We start from the raw sequence: 1,209 nt of genomic DNA on the forward strand, positions 1-1,209 counted from the left end.
TTTGTGGCAAGTGCTTGGAGTTTAGGGCAAGGGATCCCAAGTATCCTGCCGCCGCAGGGTAGCTTGTCGCAGCCGAGCCAAGTTGGCCGATCCAGTGCAAAAGGCAACAATGCGCAGCTCCTCGATCACGGCGCGAAAGGTGTCCACCACTGCCTGCATCTGTCCTTGGGAGACGGCGTGTAAAGCGGGGGCGGCCATACCCACCACATCGGCTCCCAGACGGATAGCTTTGGCCGCGTCGATGCCATTGCGGATGCCGCCGCTGGCCACCAGGGGTAAGTCCGGCAGCAGGCGACGAATTTCCAGCAGGGACAAAGCCGTTGGGATCCCCCAGTCCCTGAAGCTGTGGGCAATGCGTTTTTTGAGAGCATCTGTTTGGCGATGGGCCTCCACCTCGCTCCAACTGGTGCCGCCCGCTCCCGCCACATCTAGGGCCGCCACACCGCATTCGGCCAGCCGCTGGGCTACCTTAGCACTGAGGCCATTGCCCACTTCCTTCACCACCACCGGCACCGGTAACTGCGCCACCAACCGTTCGATGCGGCCATACAATCCACGCCAGTCGGGATCCCCTTGGGGCTGAACCGCCTCCTGGAGAGGATTGAGGTGCAGAATCAATGCATCCGCCTCGATCATCTCCACCGCCCGTCGCGCCTGCTCCAACCCATAGCCGTAGTTGAGCTGAACGGCACCCAGGTTGGCCAGCAGCAGAATATTCGGGGCCACTTGGCGCACCTGGTAAGTCCGGGCCAGCTCTGGATGTTCCAAGGCTGCCCGCTGGGATCCCACCCCCATGGCAATACCCAACTGTTGGGCAGCGGCGGCCAGTTGTCGGTTTAGCTCATGGGCAGCCTCTGTTCCCCCCGTCATGCTGCTGATGAGCAGGGGTGCCTGTAGGCGTTTTCCCAAGAATTCGCAGCTTAGGTCGATCTCCGGCAACAGCAGCTCCGGCAGCGCCACATGCTCAAAGAAAAACCGCTCAAACCCGGTGCGGATCCCTTTGGCAGCCACATCCTGCTGCAGAACAATGTCCAGGTGATCCTGTTTGCGCTCGGAAATGGGGGGGAGAGAATCGGCCATCATGTCAGCAGTGCGGAGCACCTTGGTCTTGGTAGAGATTGTCAGTCTATAACGCCGTGCGCTGCCAAAGGCGAACAGCATTGCCCGTTCGCGCTAGCGGGACGGAGTCCAAGGTGACTCGCTATCTAC

Annotated in this window: 1 protein-coding gene; it reads right to left on the reverse strand. The window is 61.0% G+C overall.

Going from position 1 to position 1,209, the window contains the following annotated elements:
* Positions 1–21: 21 nt before the first annotated feature.
* Positions 22–1,083 carry a type 2 isopentenyl-diphosphate Delta-isomerase gene (fni, locus tag NW820_RS01415; RefSeq protein ID WP_414406490.1) on the reverse strand — a complete coding sequence of 354 codons (1,062 nt, stop codon included), beginning with the start codon at positions 1,081–1,083 and terminating at the stop codon, positions 22–24.
* Positions 1,084–1,209 lie beyond the last annotated feature (126 nt).

It is taken from the genome of Synechococcus sp. R55.7 (assembly GCF_047461955.1).
Classification (GTDB): domain Bacteria; phylum Cyanobacteriota; class Cyanobacteriia; order Thermostichales; family Thermostichaceae; genus Thermostichus.